Below are 18,854 nucleotides of genomic sequence, written 5' to 3'. Positions count from 1 at the left end.
GCGCGCCGTCGTACCCGCGGGCTTCAGACCCGCGGGTACGACGACATTCAACGACCTACTGGTAGCAGGGCTTGGTGAACTGGTACTTCTCGGCCGTCTTGCCGGTGAAGAAGTCCTTCTCCACCTTCACACCGGTCGGCGCCGTCGGGTCCACCTTGGAGATGATGCTGCTCCGGAACACCCGCTCGTCCGGCGTACCGCCGAACTTGCCGGCCTCCGCGGGCAGCATCCCCTCGTAGTCCACCGTCTCCAGCGACTTCACCGCGGCCAGCAACCCGGCGCGGGTGAGGTCCTTGGAGTCGACGGCCTTCTGCAGGGCCGCCTTCATCGGGTACGACCAGACCCAGCCGGCCGTGTACCCGTCGTTCGGCGCGGCCTTGAACATCGTCGGGTCCAGCGCCCCGGCCAGCGCCTTGTGCCCCGGGGTGTCGGTGCCGTACGGCGCCCATGGTCCGGACTGCCGGTAGAGCGCGGTCAGCGCGGGAGCGGCCGGGCTCTTCAGCAGCGCCGCGTTCCAGGTCGGGCTGGTGCCGATGAACTGGCCCTTGAACCCGTTCTGGGCCGCGCCGCCGACGATCGTCGCCGCCTCGGTCGGACCGGTGGACACGATGACCAGGTCGGGCTTGGCCGCGAGCAGCTTCTGGACCGCCGCCCCCTGGTTCTCCTGCCCCGGCGCGGTCGGGATGTCGGTGAACGTCATCCCGTTCGCCTCGGCCGCGAGCTTGGTCCCGGCCGCGGCGTCGTCACCGTAGTCACCCGGGAAGTGCACCGCGGCGACGCTCTTGGCCTTCAGCGTCTCCGCCCCGAAGTCGACCGAGTTCATCGACTCGAAGCAGTAGTTCGTGCCCGACTCGAGGATGACGTCCTCGAACGCCCAGGCCGAGGTCCACGACGCCGGTACGCCGATCACGTTGCTGGACTTCAGGTCGCCGAGGATGGCGGCCGTGGTCGGCGAGCCGAGCGTCTGGGCCAGTCCCAGTACGTCGGGCTTGATCTCGGCGTACACCTCGTTGTGGGTCTGCGGGTTGTACTTGTTGTCCTTGACGAACTTGGTCACGTCGACCTCGAAGTCGCCGATCCCGCCGGCCGTGTTGACCCGCTTCCAGAACGCCTTCTGGGCCTCGGTGATCGGTACGCCGAGTGCCTTGAACGGGCCCTCGGTCAGGTCCGAGATCGACCCGAGGTAGATGCAGCCCTTGGCCGCGTCGACCGCGCCCGGGCACGGCTCGCTGGTGACCCCGACGTCGAACTTGACGCCCGAACCAGCCTCCTGCGTCTCCGGGGCGTCGTTCCGGCACCCCACCAGCACAGCCATCGCCGTTACCAGCGCGATGGCGATACCCCTGCGAACGCTCATCGATACTCCTTCTCCGGCCGGTCGGTGGCCCCCGGACGTGCGGGGTCAGTGCGAGAACGGCCATGACTTCCAGTAGGTGCGGAGCCGGATCCAGATCCCGAACAGCCCACGCGGTTCGAAGATCAGGAAGCCGATGATCAACAGGCCGTAGAGAATCGTCTCGACCTGGAAGACCGTGATGCCCCCGGAGCCGGAACTGCCGCTGATGAACGGCAGCACCGCCGGAAGCTCGCGGGTGACCCGCGGTAGCAGCGTGATGAACAGGGCGCCGAGGACCGATCCGGAGATGGTGGCGACGCCGCCGATCAGGATCATCGCGATGTACTGCACCGACAGCGCGAGGTTGAACGACCCGGGCTCGACGAACCCGATCATCACGTACAGCAGCGCGCCTGCGACGCCGGCGTAGAACGACGACACCGCGAACGCGATCATCTTGTACCGGGTCACGTCGACCCCGATCACCTCGGCGGCCAGATCCCGGTCCCGGACGGCGGCCAGCGCCCGGCCGACCCTGGACCGGACGAGATTGCGAGCCAGTACGCCGAAGATCACCAGCAGCACCAGCATCAGCAGATAGAGCTTCTGTGCCTTCGTGAACACCTCCCCGTCGACCGCGAACTGGATCCCGAACAACTCCGGTACGGCGGCCGGCCGACCGACCCCGACTCCCCCGGTGAGGTGCTTCCAGTGCTTGAAGATGTGCTCCCCGATGAACACCAGTCCGAGCGTCACCACGGCCAGGTACAACCCGCGCAACCGGGCCGCCAACGGCGAGATGATCAGCCCGGCCAGTCCGGCGACCAGACCCGCTCCGAGCAACCAGATCGGCACCGAGGTGATCCCGAAGCCGATCAGTCGGGTGCTGTCCGGATCACCCGAGATCGCCGCCGCGGTGTACGCCCCGATCCCCAGGAAGAACGCGTGCCCGAGCGACACCTGTCCGCCGTACCCGGTGACGATGTTCAGGCCGATCGCGCCGATCGACGCGACACAAGCGGTGGCCAGTACGAGGAGCAGGTCGTCGGTGAGCAGGAAGGGCAGCGCCACCGCACCCATCGCCAGCACCAAGGTCCAGCCGCGCTTCGCCGGGGTGTTGAGCAACGCCATGTCCTGCCCGTAGGTCAGGTACAGCATCGGCCGTCCGAGGCGGGTGTTCATATCCGCTCGACCTCCCTGGTGCCGAAGAGGCCGTACGGTCTGATCAGGAGGACGAGCAGCATCAGCAGGTACGGCACGACCAGGAAGAAGTCCCCGCCGAAGATCGGGTGCAGGTCGCCGCCGTAGCTGCCGACCAGCGCCTCGACCACGCCGATCGAGAGTCCGGCGACCACCGCTCCCCCGAGCGAGTCGAGGCCGCCGAGGATGATCACCGGCAGAGCCTTGAGCGCGGTCAGCCAGAGATTCTGCTCGAGTCCGATGCCGGTCGACAGAAACACACCGGCCAGTCCGGCCAGGGCCGCCGCGAGTGCCCATGACAGCGAGAACACCCGGCCGACCGAGACGCCCTGCGCGAGCGCGACCTCCTGGTCCGACGACGCCGCGCGCATCGCCAGGCCGGTCCGCGACCAACGGTAGAAGGCGAACAGCGCCGCGACCACGATCAGCGTCGTGACCAGCGTGGCCAGGTGCCGCTGATCGACCTTCACCCCCAGTACGTCGACCTGCCGCAGACCCCACGGATCGCCCATCTGACGGATGTCCAGGCCGATGAACGCGTTCACCACCGTGCGGATCACGATGTCGACGCCGAGGGTGATGATCGCGATCACGAACACCGGCTTGCCGATCATCGGCCGCAGCGCCAGCCGCTCCACGCCGGCCCCGAGCAGCGCGGTCAGCACCAGCGCGACCACGACGGCCAGGAAGAAGTTCATCGACAGCACGAAGTAGCTGACCAGCAGGGCGCCGGCCATCATGAAGGCCGGCTGGGCGAAGCTGATCACCCGCATCGACTTGTAGACGATCACGAATCCCAGCGCCAGCAAGGCGTAGATCGACCCGTTGCCGAGCCCGCGGACCACCGTGGCGATGAACTCGTTCACCGGGCACCCTCCGCGTACATGGACTCGACCAGTTCGGCGAACGAGTTCGTCACGGCGCTGCGCTTGAGCTTCTGGGTCGCGGTCAGCTCGCCGTCCTCGTGATCCAGCAACTTCGGCAGCAGCCGGAACGACCGGACCTGCTCGACGGTGGCGAACCGGACGTTCACCTCGTCCACGACGGTCTGCACCAACGCGATCACCTCGGGCTTCGCGGACAGATCGCCGTACGTCGAGTAGGGCAGCCGGTGCATCTGGGCCCAATGGCCGACCGTGTCCGGTTCGATGCCGATCAGGGCCGCGAGGAACTTGCGGCGGTCGCCGACCACGAGCGCCTCCTTGATGTACGGCGACGCCTTGAGCGCGTTCTCGATCTCCGAAGGCGCGACGTTCTTGCCGCCCGCGGTGATGATGATGTCCTTCATCCGGTCGGTGATGCGCAAATGCGTGCCGTCGACCCACTCCCCCACGTCGCCGGTGTGCAGCCAGCCGTCCGGCTCGATCACCGCCGCGGTCGCGTCCGGGTCGTGCCAGTAGCCGGCGAACGTGCCCGGGTGCCGGGTCAGGATCTCGCCGGTGCTCTCGTCGATCCGTACCTCGACGCCGGCGTGCGGCTCGCCGACCGTGCCGACCTTGACCCGTCCCGGGCGGTTCGCGGTCGCCACCGCCGTGTTCTCGGTCATGCCGTACACCTCGTGCATCGGCAGGCCGAGGCCCATGAAGAACCGCAGTACCTCGGGTGCGATCGGCGCGGCACCGGAGGCGGCGTACCGGACCTTGCGCAGGCCTAGCCGGTCCTTCAGCGCCCGGTAGCAGAACAGCCATCCGACGGCGTAGACCGCTCTGGACGCCACAGTATGACGACCTTCGTTGGCCGCCAGTGTGTCGCCGATCCAGTCGGCCCGGCGTAACCAGAAGCCACCGATCGCGCGTTTCACCGGGTCGGCGGACTCGACCCGGATCTGCACCCCGGCCGCGATCTTCTCCCAGATCCGGGGTACGCCGAACAGGACGGTCGGCTGGACCTCGTGCAGGTTGGTGGCGACGGTCTCGATCGATTCGGCGAAGTGCACGCAGACTCCGGCGCCGGCACCGAACCAGCCGCTGAAGATCCGCTCGGCGACGTGGCACAACGGCAGGTAGGACAGCACGCTGTCGCGGGGCGACGGTGGTGGCGCGGTGAAACCGCCGCGCTCGATCAGTTCCTGGATGGCGAAGTCGACGTTCGCCGCCGTGAGCATCACGCCCTTCGGCGGGCCGGTGGTGCCGGAGGTGTAGATCAGCGTGACCACGTCGTCCGGTCGCGACTCGTCCATCCGCTGGGTCACGGCCTGCGGATGTGCCTGTCGATGCTCCTCGCCGAGCGCGAGGAAATCGGGCCAGGCGAGCAGGCGCGAGTCGTCGTACCGGTTCCGGATGCCGCGGGGCTCGACGTACACGACGTGTGTCAGGTCGGGCAGGTCGTCGATGGCCAGGGCTTTGTCGACCTGCTCCTGGTCCTCGGCGATCAGCACCCTCGCGCCGGAGTGGCGGAGCAGGTAGCCGACCTCGGCGACCGGATTGGTCGGGTACAGGCCGACCGTGGCGGCGCGGACGGCGACCGTGCCGACGTCGGTGTAGAGCCATTCGCGCCGGTTCTCCGAGTGGATCGCGACCCGGTCGCCCGGTTCGATGCCGAGGGCAAGCAAGGCGTGTGCGACCAGCTCCGCGGTGTCCCAGTACCCGCGCCAGCTGACCTGCTGCCAGATCCCCAGGTCCTTCTCCCGCAAGGCGATCAGCTCCGGCGACGCCGCCGCGCGATCCCGCACCCGACTGGCGATCGTCGCCGTCGTCACCGGAGCCGCGACCGTCGTCATGACCGCTCCACCACTCGGTGTTCCTCGCCCAGGTAGGCACGGACCACGTCGGGGTCGGTGGCCACCTCTTTCGGCGTACCGGTGCGGATCGGCCGGCCGAAGTCGATCACCATGATCCGGTCGGCCAGATCCATCACCAGGCCCATGTCGTGTTCGACCATCACCATCGGCAGCCCGAGTTCGTCCCGGATGTCGAGGATGAACCGGGCCATGTCCTCGGTCTCCTCGAGGTTCATCCCGGCGACCGGCTCGTCCAGCAGCAACAGCTTCGGTTCCGAGGCCAGGGCCCGGCCGAGCTCGACCCGCTTCTGTACGCCGTACGGCAGCAGGCCGACCGGGAGTCGCCGCCACTGCGCCAGCTCGAGGAAGTCGACGATCTCCTCGACCGCCTGGCGGTTGGCCAGTTCGTTGCGGCGGGCTTTGCCGATCCAGCCCAGCGCGGCGAGGACGCCGTACGGGTGATGGAGGTGCCGGCCGAGCATCAGGTTGTCCAGCACGGTCAGGTTCGAGAACAGTTCGATGTTCTGGAAGGTCCGGGCGATGCCGAGCCGCGCGATCGCGTGCGGCCGCCGCCCGATCAGGTCGTCGTCACCGAACCGGACCGTGCCACGCTGCGGCCGGTAGACGCCGGACAGCACGTTGAAGATCGAGGTCTTGCCCGCGCCGTTGGGTCCGATGACGGCGAACAGTTCGCCCGGATCCACCTGGAAGGTCACACCGTTGAGAGCGGTCACGCCGTCGAACCCGAGCACGACGTCCTCGAACGTCAGCACCGAAGTCGATCCCGGCGTGCTCTCGCTCCGACGAGCCTCCGTCGCGGTCATGAGAGCCACCGCTTCCGGCGGCGGTAGTGCTTGACGTCGCGGAAGGACTTCGTCGCGCCTTCGGCCCCGAGGCCCAGGTAGAACTCCCGGACGTCGCCGTCGGCGAGCAGGTCGGCCGCGGGCTTGTCCATCACCATCGCGCCGTTCTCCAGCACATAGCCGTGCTCGGCGATCGACAGCGCCATTGCGGCGTTCTGCTCGACCAGGAGCACGGTGGTGCCCTCCTGGTTGATCTGCACGATCACGTCCCGGATCTGGTGCACGATCATCGGCGCCAGGCCGAGGCTCGGCTCGTCCAGCAGCAGGTACTTCGGATCAGACATCAGCGCCCGCCCGATCGCCAGCATCTGCTGCTCGCCACCGGACAGGTAGCCGGCCAGCGAACGCCGCCGATCGGCGAGCACCGGGAACATCTGGTAGGTGCGGTCCAGGTTGCTCCGGATCGAGCGCGGGCTGACGTGTCCGCCGATCCGCAGGTTGTCCTCGACGGTCAGGTCGCCGAGGATCCGCCGTCCCTCCATCACCTGTTTGATGCCCAGGGCAGCGATCCGGCTGGCGCCGTAGGAGTGGATCGGCTCACCGTCGAGGGTGATCGACCCGCGCCGTACCTCGCCGTCGTGGACGTCGAGCAGGCCGGACAGCGCGCGCAGCAGGGTGGACTTGCCGGCGCCGTTGGCCCCCAGCAGGGCGACGATCCGTCCCTGCGGGACCTCGAGGCCGACGCCCCGCAGCACCAGCATCACGTCGTCGTAGACGACCTCGAGGTTCTTCGCCGCCAGCACCCGGCCTCCCGGATCCCCGATGGTTGCCACCGCTCTGGCGAGTGAGTGTGACATCACCGCTGTCATCCGTGAAGGCCTGACAGCCCGGAAATCGGACACTTCACCCAAACCGTGACCCCTGGACAGGGGCATAACCAGTTACGCCACTGGTATTACAGCGTGAGAACCCGGATCACCGCGGCCCGGACCACTGCCGGCCCGGATCGTCCGGGGCAGGGGAGGACCTCGGGCGCACGAGCAGCCACGCTGAACGGATGGGCAGTGATCTCGGTCAGGGACTGACCAGTCTTTTCGTCGTCGTGCTGGTGGCAGCCGTGACGCCGGTGATCGTGGGGTTGTGGAGCAAGGCGCGGATCCCGCAGGTCGTGGTGCTCATTCTCGGTGGAATCGTGGTCGGGCCGCAGGTGCTCGACCTGGCCGAACCGGACAGTATCGAACTGCTCGCGAACGTCGGACTGGGATTCCTGTTCCTGCTGGCCGGCTACGAGCTGGAGCTGGCGGTCTTCAGGCAGCGGGCCGGCAAGCTCGCCATCGTCGGGTGGTTCGTCTCGGTCGCGCTGGCCGGTGCGGTCGTCGGAGGACTCGCGGCGGCAGGCCTCGTGAAGGCTTTCGTGCCGGTCGCACTCGGTCTGACCACGACGGCGCTGGGGACGCTGTTGCCGATCCTTCGGGACAACAACATGCTGCGCGGGTCGTTCGGCCCGTTCGTCCTGGCCGCGGGGGCGGTCGGAGAGTTCCTGCCCGTGGTCGCGATCGCGATCTTCCTCGGGTCGAACGGCCGGTTCATCGGGCTCATCTCCCTCGTCGCGATGGGAGTCCTCGCGCTGCTGCTGAGCCAGATCCCCAAGCTGGGGCGCGGCGGCCGGATCTCCCGGATCCTGTCCGAGGGAGAGAACGCCACCTCGCAGACCACCCTGCGGTGGACCGTGGCGTTGTTGCTCCTCCTCCTCGTCGCCGCCAACGACTTCGGGCTCGACGTCGTCCTCGGAGCCTTCGTGGCGGGCGTCGTACTGCGCCGGTGGGCGCCCGGGAACGGCGAGGCACTCGACCACAAGCTCGATGCCGTCGGCTACGGCTTCTTCATTCCCATCTTCTTCGTCTCGTCGGGGATGGGCCTCGATGTGCGGTCCATCGTCGACGCTCCCGCGCGGCTGTTCGGGTTCTTCCTGCTGCTCCTGATCGTCCGCGGCCTCCCGACGCTGCTGATCTACCGCTCCGAACTCCCGCGCGCGCGGCGGTTCGAACTCGTCTTCGTCGTGTCGACGGCCCTGCCGCTGCTCGTCGCCCTCAGCGAGATCGGACTCGAGACCGGCCACATGCTCCCGGAGAACGCCGCCGCCCTGGTGGGCGCCGGCGTCCTGTCCGTGCTGGTGTACCCCGCGATCGCGGTCGCCATCGATCACCGGCTGACCCGCACCCCCGACGTACTCGACGAGACCCGGCCCTAGCCGGGAACGCCAGGGTCAGGATCGCCGGGGGTCCGTGACCGGTCAGGTCACCGCCGAGTCCGCCTTGCGGCGCGCGGCCGGGACGTCTGTCACGGTGGTCCGCCCATCCGCCCTCGCCTCATCCAGCGCCGCGTTGAGGGTGATGGCCGCGTCGATCAGCGCGAGGTGCGTGAACGCCTGCGGGAAGTTGCCGAGCTGTTCGCCGGTCGAACCGATCTCTTCGGAGTACAGGCCGACGTGGTTGGCGTAGGTGAGCATCTTCTCGAAGATGAGCCGGGCTTCCTCGAGCCGGCCGGCCCGGGCCAGCGCATCGACGTAGTTGAAGGTACAGAGCGAGAACGTGCCCTCGTCGCCGGCCAGCCCGTCCGGCGAGGCGGACGGGTCGTAGCGGTAGACCAGGCTGTCGACCACGAGTTCGGCGTCCATCGCGTCCAGTGTGGACAGCCACATCGGATCGTCGGGTTCGATCATGCCGACCGTTGCCATCCGCAACATCGACGAGTCGAGGACGGTGTCGTCGTAGTGCTGCACGAAGGCGCCGACCTTCTCGTTCCAGCCCCGGGCCATCACCTGGTTGTAGATCTGGTCCCGGCTCTCGATCCAGCGGTCCACCGCCGCCGGCCGGCCGTGCTCCGCGGCCATCCGGATCGCCCGGTCGAAGGCGACCCAGCTCATCACCCGGCCGTAGGTGAAGTCCTTCTGCCCGCCGCGCGTCTCCCAGATCCCCTCACCCGGCAGGTCCCAGTGTTCGGTCAGCCAGTCGACGATGCCCCGCACCGCGATCCAGCCCTTGTGGTCGAGCCCGATACCGTGCTGGTCGGCGAAGTAGATGCTGTCCAGTGCCTCGCCGAAGATGTCCATCTGCCGCTGGTCCGAGGCGCCGTTGCCGATCCGTACCGGCCGGGATCCTCGGTAGCCCTCGAGATGCTCGAGGGATTCCTCGACCAGGTCGGACGAACCGTCCACGCGGTACATGATGTTGAGCGGGCCGCCTTCACCCGTGGTCTTCTCCCGCACGCGGTCGCGCAACCAGGCGCAGAACTCGGCTGCCTCCTCGGTGAAGCCCATGCCGAGCAGTGCGTACACGGAGAACGACGCGTCCCGGACCCAGGTGTAGCGGTAGTCCCAGTTGCGCTCACCGCCGACCTGCTCGGGCAGACCGGCAGTGGGTGCGGCCACCACCGCGCCGGTGGGCGCGTAGGTCATGAGTTTGAGGGTGATCGCGGAGCGCTGCAGCATCTCCCGCCACCGGCCGGTGTACGTCGACTTGGACAGCCAGTTGCGCCAGAAGGTCGTGGCGTGGTCGAACATCGCGGTGAACTCCGCGACCTCGATCTCTCGCGGTGGCCCTTCGGCCGCCGACTCCAGCACCAGCCCGCGGACCTGGCCGGCTGTCATGGTGTAGTCGATGTGGAGGTCGGAGCCGTCCACGCGGATCTGCGCCAGCCGCTCGTCGTCCGGGTCACGGACCGCGCTCAGCGTCAGGGTCAGGTCGTCGGTCACGAAGACGGCCCCTTTTTCGAGCAGGCGCGTCTCGTGCTCCGTGCGGCCGTAGTCGAACCGGGGCACGATGTCGACCTCGAAGTCGATCCGGCCCCGTACGCACCGCATCATCCGCAGGATCCGGTGGTTCGCGGTGGGCTGCTTGCCGGCCGGCGGCATGAAGTCGACCACCTCGCCGACCCCGTCCTCGGTCATGAACCGGGTGATCAGGATGGCGGTGTCGGGGAAGTACAGTTGCCGGCTGGTGACGCCGGTACCGGTCGCCCGCGCGCGGAAGTAGCCGCCGCGTTCGTGGTCGAGCAGAGCGGCGAAGACACTCGGCGAGTCGAACCGTGGGCAGCAGAACCAGTCGATGCAACCGTCGGTGGTGACCAGCGCGGCGGTCTGCAGGTCGCCGATCAGTCCGTGCTCGGCGATGGGTGGGTAGTCGGCCATCAGGTGTCGTCTCCTGTTCGGTTGCGATAGAGATCGGCCCCGCCGGGCGCGACCTGCTGCATGGTGAAAGCTCGTTCGCGCCGGGTCTCCCGGCTGAAGGCGATCGCCCAGCTGAGCACTGCGCCGAAACGGTTGCGGAAGCCGGTCAGGAAGGCGATGTGGATGCCGAGCCAGGACAACCAGCCGATCCAGCCGCTGAGGCGCACCTTGCCGACCTCGACGACCGCCTGACCTCGCGCGATGTAGGCCGCGGAGCCCAGGTCGCGGTACTTGAACGGCTTCTGCGGACCGGTGTGCCCGTCCACCTCGTTCCGGATCCGCTTCGCCGCGTAGTACCCGGTCTGCATCGCCACCTCGCCGACGCCGGGCAGGTCGTCAAGGCTCATCACGTCGCCGACCACCGAGATCTCCGGATGGCCCGGCAGGGTCAGGTCCGGCTGCACCTTGATCCGTCCGGCCCGGTCCTGCTCCCCGCCGGCCGCCTTCGCCAGCAGGTCGGCGACCGGCGGCGCCGCCACCCCGGCGGCCCACAGCACGGTCCCGACCTGGTACGACGTACTCGTGCCGTCGGGTCCGCGGACCACCAGCCCGTTCCGGTTCACGTCGGTGACGATCGATCCCAGGTGGAGCTCGACACCGAGGCGGGTCAGCGCGGCCGCGGCCTTGCCGGACAGCTTCGGGCCGAACGGCGCGAGCGGCGCGTCGCCGCCGTCGAAGAGCAGCACCGTGGCCTCGGTCGGGTCGATCTTGTGGAACTGCTTGCTCAGCGTCGACGTGGCCAGCTCACGGATCTGCCCGGCCAGCTCGACCCCCGTCGGGCCGGCGCCGACGAGCGCGAACGAGAGCCAGCGGCGGCGCTCCTCCGGGTCCGTGGCCGACTGGGCCATCTCGAAGGCACCGAAGACCCGGCGCCGGATCTTCAGCGCGTCGGACAGCGTTTTCATCCCCGGTGCGAACTCGGCGAACTCGTCGTGCCCGAAGTACGACTGCCGTACGCCGGCGGCCAGGATCAGGTCGTCGTACGGGAACTCGATGTCGCCTCCGGTCGGCCGGATCGCGTGCACGACACGGCGGTCGACGTCGAAGCCGGTCACCTCGGCGAGCACACAGTCGACGTTGCGGTGCTTGCGCAGGATTGCCCGCAGCGGCATCGCGACCTGGCCCTCGGACAGCATCCCGGTGGCGCACTGGTACAGCAGGGGCTGGAACAGGTGGTGGGCGGCGCGGTCCACGAGGGTGACCTGCACCGGCCGGCGCCGGAACGCGCGCGCCGCGAACAGACCGGCGAAGCCCCCGCCCACGATCACCACTCGGCGCTGCGATCCGTCCGCGCCGCTGCTGGTTGGCTGTGTCATCGACCGGCCCCCTCGATCATCCCGCCGGGTCGTGCCAGATCACGCCGTGCGGCAGCAGGGCGTCGGCCTCCTTCGGCCCCCAACTGCCCTTGGCGTACGAGGCGACGGGCAGGTCGCCGCCGATCACGGGCTCAACCACCCGCCAGGCCGCCTCGACCGTGTCCTGCGCGGCGAACAGCTCCTGCCGGCCCGACAGTGCCGCCCCGATCAGCCGGTCGTACGGTCGCTGGTCGGATCCCGGTGCCTCGGCGAAGGCGAGGTCCTCGACCTGCGGGGTCCAGCCGGCGCCGGGCTTCTTCCCGGTCAGCGTGAACCCGACCTGACTCTCCGGCCAGATCCGGAACCGCAACTGGTTCGCCCCCGCGGACGGCCCGAGGTCGAAGATGTCGTGCGGTGGCCGGCGGAACCGGATCGCCACCTCGGTCGCGGTCACCGGCATACACTTCCCGGCGCGGATCGCGATCGGCACACCGGCCCAGCGCCAGGTGTCGAGGCCGAGCCGGACCGCGACGTAGCTCTCGGTCCGCGACTTGGGAGCGACGCCGGCGACGTCGAGGTAGCCGTCGTACTGCCCGAGCACCGTGTCTTCGGGCGTGAGTGGACGCAGTGAATCGATGATCCCGGACTTCTGGGCCCGCCACATGTCGTGGCCGACACGGCCCGGTGGCTCGGCCAGCACGCTCGCGAGCACCTGCAGCATGTGGTTCTGCAGAACATCGCGGATCGCGCCGGTGCGGTCGTAGAAGCTGCCGCGGTCGGAGACGTCGAAGCTCTCCGCCATCGTGATCTGGATGCTGTCCACATGGTCGCGGTTGAGCAGCGGTTCGATCACCGAGTTCGCGAAGCGGGCGAACAGCACGTTCTCCAGCGGGTCCAGGCCGAGCCAGTGGTCCACCCGGTAGATGGCGCTCTGGGGGAAGACCTCGCTCATCGTCGCGTTGAGCTGCTGCGCGCTCTTCAGGTCGGTGCCGAAGGGCTTCTCGACCATCACCCGGGCCCCGTCGGCCTTGCCCGCCTTCGCGATGCCCTGGGCGATCCGGCCGAACAGCGGCGGCGGTACCTCGAGGTAGAACAGCGCGTGACCGCCGGCGCCGATCTCGTCGGCCATCGCCGTGTACGTCGCGTCGTCGTCGAGGTCGCCGTCGACGTAGCGCAGCAGCCCGAGCATGCCGGCCGCCGCGGGACTGGCCGGGTCGATCCCGTTGGCTTTCAACGACGCGGCGGCGTACTCACGGAACTGGTCGAGTCCCCAGCCGCTCTTGGCCACCCCGACGATCGGGACGTCGAGCACCCCCCGGTCGACCAGCCCGACCAGGGCAGGGAAGGTCTCCAGCTTGGCAAGATCACCGGTCGCACCGAAGATGACCAGTGCGTCCATGTCGGCGGTAGGCATACGTGCTCCAATCAGTCCGGACCGCGGGCTCAGCGCAGCCGGTCGAGAATGTGGTCGCCGACTCGCAGCGCGTTCGCGATCGCCGTCAGCGAGGGGTTCACGGCACCGATGCTCGGGAAGAAGCTGGTGTCGACGACGTACAGGTTGTCGAGGTCATGGGTCTTGCAGTTCACGTCGAGCGCCGAGCTCGCCGGGTCGTCGCCGAACCGCACGGTGCCGGCCTGGTGTGCGGTGGCGCCGATCGGCATCCCCTTGTGCAGGTAGATGCTGTGGTCGAGCAGCCGGTGCTCGTGCATCCCCAGGTCGCCGAGCATGCCCTGCAGCTTGTGCCTCAGCCGGTTGACGCCCTCGACGTTGTTCTTCTCGTCCAGGGCGAGCTGGATCGACCCGTCCTTGCGCACGGTGACCCGGTTGTCCGGCAGCGGAAGGTCCTCACCGCACAGCCAGAAGTCGACCGCGTGGTGGGCGATCACCTCGAACGGCATGCCCGGCGAGACCTTGCCGGCCCAGCGCGGCGCGCCGCTGCGGACCTGCTCGGTGTCGGACTTGCCCAGCATCTGCATCCCGCCGAGCGGGTAGTCCCAGTCGTCGGCACCCAGATACCAGTCGTTCATCGCCAGGGTCTTCTGGAACCGGGTCGGGTTCGGCTCCTTCGACACCGCCATCAGCGCGAGGTTGTTGTGCCGTAGGTAGTGGCGGCCGACGACGTCCGAGCTGTTCGCGAGACCGTTCGGATGACGGTCGTTGGCCGAGTTCAGCAGCAGTACGGCGGAATTGACCGCGCCGCAGGCGACGACCACGACATCGGCACTGAACCGTTCGGTCGACCCGTCGATCTCCGTCACGACCTGCGAGACCGTTCGTCCGGCCGGGTCGGTCTCGAGGCGCACCACCTTGGCGTTGGTCAGCATCGACACGTTCTCGTGCTGCAACGCCGGGTCGACGCAGATCACCTGCGCGTCCGACTTCGCCTGGGCCAGGCAGGGAAAGCCGTCCACCCGGTCGCACCGGATGCACACGCTGTCCCTTGTCGCCCGGCCGTGTTCGTCCTGGATCAGGTCGACGCCGATCGGCAGGTGGAACGGATGCAGTCCCTGCTTCTCCAGGTCGTCGTTCAGCTGCTGGATCCGGGGCTCGTGCTCGACCGGCGCGAAGCGGTACTCCGCGCTGGCCGTTCCCTCGCCGGGATCCTCGCCGTGGCGGCCGTGGACCCGGTACAGGTGCTCGGCCTCGGTGTAGTACGGCTCGAAATCGTCGTACGTCAGCGGCCAGGCGGGCGAGATGCCGCCGTGGTGCCGCAGTTCGCCGAAGTCCTGCGGCCGCAGCCGGAACAGTGCGGCGCCGTAGAACTTGGTGTTCCCACCCACGTAGTAGTTGGTCTCCGGCGGGAACTCGTGGCCGTGCTGGTCGTACCAGGACTCCGGTGCGCGGTACCGGCCCTGCACGAACACCGCCGAGGAGTCCCAGTTCTCCCGTTCTCGCGGCAGGTAGTCCCCCCGCTCGAGCAGGAGGACCCGCCGACCCGACGGGGCCAGCCGATGGGCCAGCGTGCCGCCTCCCGCGCCGGTGCCGATAATGATCACGTCGTAGTGCTGATCGCCTGCCATACTTCTTGATCCAACGTCGGATGCGGACGAGATACCTCACCCTCGCGGGGTGAGCTGTCTATGCACTCAGCCGGTGACGGAACACGAAATACGACCAGGCCTGGTAGAGCAGCACCAAAGGCAGGAACACCAGCGCGATCACGGTCATCACCGTGAGCGCGTAGTGGGCCGACGCGGAGTTGTCGACGGTGAGGCTGTACGCGGGGTCTGTGCTCGACACCAGGACCTGCGGGTACAGGGCGGCGAACAGCCCCGCCACAGCAAGGGCCATCGCCGTCGCAGACAACATGAAGGCGGTGCCGTCACGTTCGCTGTGCACCGCCCAGACGGAGCCGACCAGCGCTGCCGGGGCGACGGCCAGGGGAATGATCGGCCCCCAGCCGTGCTCGGCGACCACGAGGGTCCAGACCGCGAAGACCGTGACCACCACGAAGCCCGCCCAGCCGACGCGGCCGGCGGTGCGGTGCGCTCGCAGGCGCAGCTCACCGGTGGTCCTGATGCCGACGAACGTCGCCCCGTTCACCAGGCACAACGTCACCAGCGTCAGGCCGGTCCACAGGCCGAACGGCGTGAAGAGATCCCAGAACGAGCCGGTGAACTCGCCGTCGGCGTTGATCGGGAGGCCCGCGATCAGGTCACCGAGCGCGATCCCGAGGACGAGCGGCGCGAGCAGGCTGCCGGTCGTCAGCGTGCCGCTCCACAACCGGCGCCAACCGTGCGTGTCGACCTTGCCACGGAACTCGAAGGACACGCCGCGCATGATCAGCGCCACCAGCAGCAGCAGAACTGCGAGGTAGCTCGCCGAGAACCAACTGGCGTACCAGTCGGGGAAGGCGGCGAAGATTCCCGCACCGCCGACGACCAGCCACACCTCGTTGCCGTCCCAGAACGGGCCGATCGTGTTGATCACCACCCGGCGCTCCCGGCCGGTCCGCCCGAGGACCCGGTGCAGGATTCCGACGCCGAAGTCGAAGCCCTCCAGCACGAAGAAGCCGGTCCACAGGACCGCGATGATCACGAACCACAGCTCGGGTAGTCCCACAGCCGCCTCCCGGACGTTCGCTAGTAGGTGATCGCCGGCGTACGGGGATCGCGGCCGGGCTCTTCCTCGGCGTGCTCGAGCTCGAGGCCGCGCCGCGCGTAGCGCAGCATCAGGAACACGTAGACGATCCCGAGCAGCAGGTAGACGACGACCAACGCCGCCAGACTGATCGCCAGCTCGGTGGTACTGACCGAGGTGGACACGCCGTCCGCGGTCTTCATCAGTCCCTGGACGAGCCACGGCTGGCGTCCGTTCTCCGTCAGCATCCACCCGGCCGTGTTCATCAGGACCGGTGCCAGCACCGCCCAGGTCGCCACCGCGAGGAACACTCGCGACTGCGTGAGCTTTCGGCGGTGCAGCAGCCAGGCCCCCCACAGGCCGACCAGCACCAGCAGGCTGCCGAGGTAGGCCATCACCCGCATCGACCAGTACTGCACGAAGACGTTCGGTACGTAGTTACCTGGACCGTACTGCTGGACGTCGGCCGCCTGCAGCTCGTTGAGGCCCTCCACCTGGCCGTTCCACGTGCCGGTGGCGAGTACCGACAGCAGATGGGGTACTTCGAGCAGTTGCGTCGGGGTCTCGTCGTTCCTGCCACCGCCGACCTGGAACAGCGAGAACGAGCAGGGCTGACAGGTCTCCCACTGTGCCTCGGCCGCCGAGATCTTCATCGGCTGGTACTCCGCCTCCACCACACCGAGGTGACTGCCCACCCCCAGCGCCACGACCGAGACAGGGAGCAGCACGATGATCGCGAGCTTGGCCGAACCGCGGAAGAGCCCGCTGTTCTCGCGGCGGCGCAGTTGCCACGCGGACACTGCCAGCATCAGCACGGCTCCGGTCAGCAGCGACGCCAGGATCACGTGGATGTAGCCCCAGATGTACACGGGGTTCGTGAACAGGTCCCCGATCGAGCTGAGCTGCGGCCGCCCGGTCTGAGCATCGGTGGTGTAACCCACCGGGTGCTGCATCCACGAGTTCGCGGCCATGATGAACGCGGCCGAGAGCGAGGCCCCGACGGCGACCAGCCAGATCGTCGCGAGGTGGACCCGCCGGGGCAGCACGTTCCAGCCGAAGACCCACAACCCCAGGAACGTCGACTCCAGGAAGAACGCCGCCAGTCCCTCCATCGCCAGCGGTGCACCGAACACGTCGCCGACGAACCGCGAGTACGCCGACCAGTTCGTGCCGAACTGGAACTCCTGCACCAGCCCGGTGACCACCCCGACGGCGATGTTGATCAGCAGCAGGTGGCCGAAGAACCGGGTCAGCCGCTTGTGGTCCTCCTTGCCCGATCGGTACCACTTGGTGTGCAGGACGGCCACCAGGAAGGCCAGTCCGATCGTGATCGGGACGAAGACGAAGTGGTAGATGCTGGTGGTGGCGAACTGGATACGCGCCAGGTCGGTCGGGTCCATCGCAGACCTTTCCTCGGGCTGATCACCCTCGTCGGGAACGTTCGTCGTTCCCCCAGACTCATCCCTGACTCACCGGCGGCGCATCATTCCGACCGGGTGAGATCTGCCTGTTCTCTGGCCCAGATCCGCGCGTACGTCCGGCCCGCCGCGACCAACTCAGAGTGGGTGCCCGACTCCACTACGCGACCCGCTTCCAGCAGCAGGACCCGATCGACGCCCTGCAGGCCGGACAACCGATGAGTGATGAGCAGCGTGGTGCGCCCGGGGGGCGCGGCCAGCAGGGTCGCGGTCAGCGCGTCCGCGGCCCGGCGGTCGAGATGCTCGGTCGGCTCGTCGAGGATCAGCACCGGAAAATCCGCCAACAGGGCACGAGCGACGACGAGCCGCTGCCGCTGGCCGCCCGAGAGGCGGGCGCCGTGCTCGCCGACTTCGGTGTCCAGAGCGTGCGGCAGGCCGTCGACCCAGGTCAGCAGACCGACCTGTGCGAGGGCGGCCCGGACCTCGGCATCGGTGGCGTCGGGCCGTGCCAGCCGGAGGTTGTCGCCGATCGTTCGGTCGAAGAGATGCGCGTCCTGCCCAGCCAGCCCGACCACCCGGCGGAGGGCGTCGGAATCCAGCTCACCGAGGCCGAGCCCGTTCAGGGACGCCGTACCGGACTCGAGATCGAGGAACCTCAGCAGGACGGCGGCCAGCGTGGACTTGCCTGCTCCGCTGGGTCCGACCACCGCGATCGTCTCGCCGGGAGCCAGATCCAGGTCGATCCCGTCCAGCGCGAGCTGTCCGGACGGGTAGCGGGCGCGCACACCGCGTAGCCGGATCACGTACGGCGCGGCCGGCAGAGGCACCGGATCCATGGGCTCGCGGACAGGGACCTCGACAGCCAGCAGGGCATCGACCCGTTCCTGGCTACGCCGTACCCGTTCGAAGATCGCGAACGCCTGCGGGAGTCCGGAGACCACCTCGAAGGCGGCCAGACAGACGAGGACGACGACAGTGAGCAGGACACCGGGCAGCCGACCGTTGTCGACGGCAACTATCCCGACCGCGAGCACTGCCCACACGCACAGGCCCGCGAGCAGGGCGGTGAGCCCCGAGCCGGTCCCCGCGGTACGGGCAGCCGCCCGAGCGACCCTGGTCAGCTCGGCGTCGGCTCGATCCGCCTTGCGCAACTGGGCCTTCGCTGCACCGTAGGCGATGAGGTCGGGCGCACCCTGGACCAGGTCGACCACAGCGGTCGAAAGCTCGCCTCGCGTCTCGGATTGACGCGCCTCGGAGCGCCTCACCAACTGCCGGGCGAGGACCGGGACGGCGGTCGCGCAAAGCAACGCGGCAATCAGGACGACCAGACCGGCTGCCGGTATCCAGGTCCCGACCAGGCCGACCGTCAACCCGATGGAGGCGGCGAAGACCACGTACGGCGAGACGACGCGCAACAGCAGATCCTGCAGTGAATCAACGTCGTCGACGAAGCGGGCCAGCAGATCACCGCTGCGGAAACCCGGCAGGCCGGCCGGCGCAAGACGCTCGAGTCTGGCGTAGACCTTCATCCGTACGTCGGCCAGCACGCGGAACGCGGCATCATGGCCGACCAGGCGCTCGGCGTACCTGAGCAACCCGCGACTGATCCCGAAGAATCTCACCCCGACGACAGCGAGTCCGAGCGCCGCCATGTTCGGCTGCTCGGAGGCGCGGGCGATCAGCCAGCCGGCGGTCGCCGCGAGACCGAGGCCGGCGGCGGCGCCACCCGCCCCGAGCAGACTGGCCGCGGCCAGCCGGGCCGTCACGCCGGACA

At 68.6% G+C, this 18,854-nt stretch carries 14 protein-coding genes; 1 reads left to right on the top strand and 13 read right to left on the bottom strand.

The window, feature by feature from the left end; genetic code table 11:
* Positions 1-55: 55 nt before the first annotated feature.
* From ACGFH6_RS15020 to ACGFH6_RS14995, 6 genes are read right to left on the bottom strand one after another with little or no spacing between them, the layout of a single operon-like run.
* A complete protein-coding gene (locus ACGFH6_RS15020; protein ID WP_393383939.1) occupies positions 56-1,357 on the bottom strand; it encodes an ABC transporter substrate-binding protein in 1,302 nt (433 codons plus the stop codon).
* 45 nt (positions 1,358-1,402) lie between these two features.
* The gene (locus ACGFH6_RS15015; RefSeq protein ID WP_393383937.1) at positions 1,403-2,518 is read right to left on the bottom strand and encodes a branched-chain amino acid ABC transporter permease; all 1,116 of its coding nucleotides are present in this window, start codon (positions 2,516-2,518) and stop codon (positions 1,403-1,405) included.
* Entirely contained in the window at positions 2,515-3,402 is an 888-nt protein-coding gene (locus tag ACGFH6_RS15010) for a branched-chain amino acid ABC transporter permease (protein WP_393383935.1), read from the bottom strand. The genes ACGFH6_RS15015 and ACGFH6_RS15010 overlap by 4 nt, the downstream gene beginning before the upstream one ends.
* Entirely contained in the window at positions 3,399-5,255 is a 1,857-nt protein-coding gene (locus tag ACGFH6_RS15005) for an AMP-dependent synthetase/ligase (RefSeq protein ID WP_393383933.1), read from the bottom strand. Before ACGFH6_RS15005 ends, ACGFH6_RS15010 begins: the two co-directional genes overlap by 4 nt.
* Positions 5,252-6,079 (bottom strand): ABC transporter ATP-binding protein, encoded by an 828-nt coding sequence (locus ACGFH6_RS15000; RefSeq protein ID WP_393383931.1) that lies wholly within the window; start codon positions 6,077-6,079, stop codon positions 5,252-5,254. The genes ACGFH6_RS15005 and ACGFH6_RS15000 overlap by 4 nt, the downstream gene beginning before the upstream one ends.
* Positions 6,076-6,861 (bottom strand): ABC transporter ATP-binding protein, encoded by a 786-nt coding sequence (locus ACGFH6_RS14995; RefSeq protein ID WP_393384825.1) that lies wholly within the window; start codon positions 6,859-6,861, stop codon positions 6,076-6,078. The genes ACGFH6_RS15000 and ACGFH6_RS14995 overlap by 4 nt, the downstream gene beginning before the upstream one ends.
* Before the next feature lie 254 nt (positions 6,862-7,115).
* Between ACGFH6_RS14995 and ACGFH6_RS14990 the strand changes: the two genes are divergently transcribed.
* The gene (locus ACGFH6_RS14990; RefSeq protein ID WP_393383929.1) at positions 7,116-8,309 is read left to right on the top strand and encodes a cation:proton antiporter; all 1,194 of its coding nucleotides are present in this window, start codon (positions 7,116-7,118) and stop codon (positions 8,307-8,309) included.
* A 42-nt stretch (positions 8,310-8,351) separates the two neighbouring features.
* Here ACGFH6_RS14990 and ACGFH6_RS14985 read toward each other — a convergent pair whose 3' ends face one another.
* The 7 genes from ACGFH6_RS14985 to cydC form a co-directional block, all read right to left on the bottom strand.
* Positions 8,352-10,247 (bottom strand): glycoside hydrolase family 15 protein, encoded by a 1,896-nt coding sequence (locus ACGFH6_RS14985; protein WP_393383927.1) that lies wholly within the window; start codon positions 10,245-10,247, stop codon positions 8,352-8,354.
* Positions 10,247-11,602 (bottom strand): NAD(P)/FAD-dependent oxidoreductase, encoded by a 1,356-nt coding sequence (locus ACGFH6_RS14980; protein WP_393383925.1) that lies wholly within the window; start codon positions 11,600-11,602, stop codon positions 10,247-10,249. The genes ACGFH6_RS14985 and ACGFH6_RS14980 overlap by 1 nt, the downstream gene beginning before the upstream one ends.
* A gap of 16 nt (positions 11,603-11,618) precedes the next feature.
* Positions 11,619-12,995 (bottom strand): glucose-6-phosphate dehydrogenase (NADP(+)), encoded by a 1,377-nt coding sequence (locus ACGFH6_RS14975; RefSeq protein WP_393383923.1) that lies wholly within the window; start codon positions 12,993-12,995, stop codon positions 11,619-11,621.
* 29 nt (positions 12,996-13,024) lie between these two features.
* The gene (locus ACGFH6_RS14970) at positions 13,025-14,602 is read right to left on the bottom strand and encodes a GMC oxidoreductase (RefSeq protein WP_393383921.1); all 1,578 of its coding nucleotides are present in this window, start codon (positions 14,600-14,602) and stop codon (positions 13,025-13,027) included.
* Between the two features lie 58 nt (positions 14,603-14,660).
* Complete coding sequence (gene cydB, locus ACGFH6_RS14965; protein WP_393383919.1) at positions 14,661-15,644, bottom strand: cytochrome d ubiquinol oxidase subunit II; 984 nt, start codon at positions 15,642-15,644, stop codon at positions 14,661-14,663.
* A 20-nt stretch (positions 15,645-15,664) separates the two neighbouring features.
* Positions 15,665-17,062, bottom strand: coding sequence for a cytochrome ubiquinol oxidase subunit I (locus tag ACGFH6_RS14960; protein ID WP_393383917.1), 1,398 nt, complete (start codon positions 17,060-17,062; stop codon positions 15,665-15,667).
* An 83-nt stretch (positions 17,063-17,145) separates the two neighbouring features.
* Entirely contained in the window at positions 17,146-18,846 is a 1,701-nt protein-coding gene (cydC, locus tag ACGFH6_RS14955; protein WP_393383915.1) for a thiol reductant ABC exporter subunit CydC, read from the bottom strand.
* Positions 18,847-18,854 lie beyond the last annotated feature (8 nt).

It is taken from the genome of Kribbella sp. NPDC049227 (assembly GCF_043197265.1).
Lineage (GTDB): Bacteria > Actinomycetota > Actinomycetes > Propionibacteriales > Kribbellaceae > Kribbella.
Note: the sequence above shows the minus strand (reverse complement) of the source record. Positions and strands in the feature narration are given on the sequence as shown.

Excerpts from the sequence above, each read along its gene's own strand:
- ACGFH6_RS14960 (WP_393383917.1), bottom strand. The coding sequence starts at position 17,062 with ATGGACCCGACCGACCTGGCGCGTATCCAGTTCGCCACCACCAGCATC.
- ACGFH6_RS15000 (WP_393383931.1), bottom strand. The coding sequence starts at position 6,079 with ATGACCGCGACGGAGGCTCGTCGGAGCGAGAGCACGCCGGGATCGACT.
- ACGFH6_RS15020 (WP_393383939.1), bottom strand. The coding sequence starts at position 1,357 with ATGAGCGTTCGCAGGGGTATCGCCATCGCGCTGGTAACGGCGATGGCT.
- ACGFH6_RS15015 (WP_393383937.1), bottom strand. The coding sequence starts at position 2,518 with ATGAACACCCGCCTCGGACGGCCGATGCTGTACCTGACCTACGGGCAG.
- ACGFH6_RS14985 (WP_393383927.1), bottom strand. The coding sequence starts at position 10,247 with ATGGCCGACTACCCACCCATCGCCGAGCACGGACTGATCGGCGACCTG.
- ACGFH6_RS15005 (WP_393383933.1), bottom strand. The coding sequence starts at position 5,255 with ATGACGACGGTCGCGGCTCCGGTGACGACGGCGACGATCGCCAGTCGG.
- ACGFH6_RS14990 (WP_393383929.1), top strand. The coding sequence starts at position 7,116 with ATGGGCAGTGATCTCGGTCAGGGACTGACCAGTCTTTTCGTCGTCGTG.
- ACGFH6_RS14975 (WP_393383923.1), bottom strand. The coding sequence starts at position 12,995 with ATGCCTACCGCCGACATGGACGCACTGGTCATCTTCGGTGCGACCGGT.
- ACGFH6_RS14970 (WP_393383921.1), bottom strand. The coding sequence starts at position 14,602 with ATGGCAGGCGATCAGCACTACGACGTGATCATTATCGGCACCGGCGCG.
- ACGFH6_RS14980 (WP_393383925.1), bottom strand. The coding sequence starts at position 11,602 with ATGACACAGCCAACCAGCAGCGGCGCGGACGGATCGCAGCGCCGAGTG.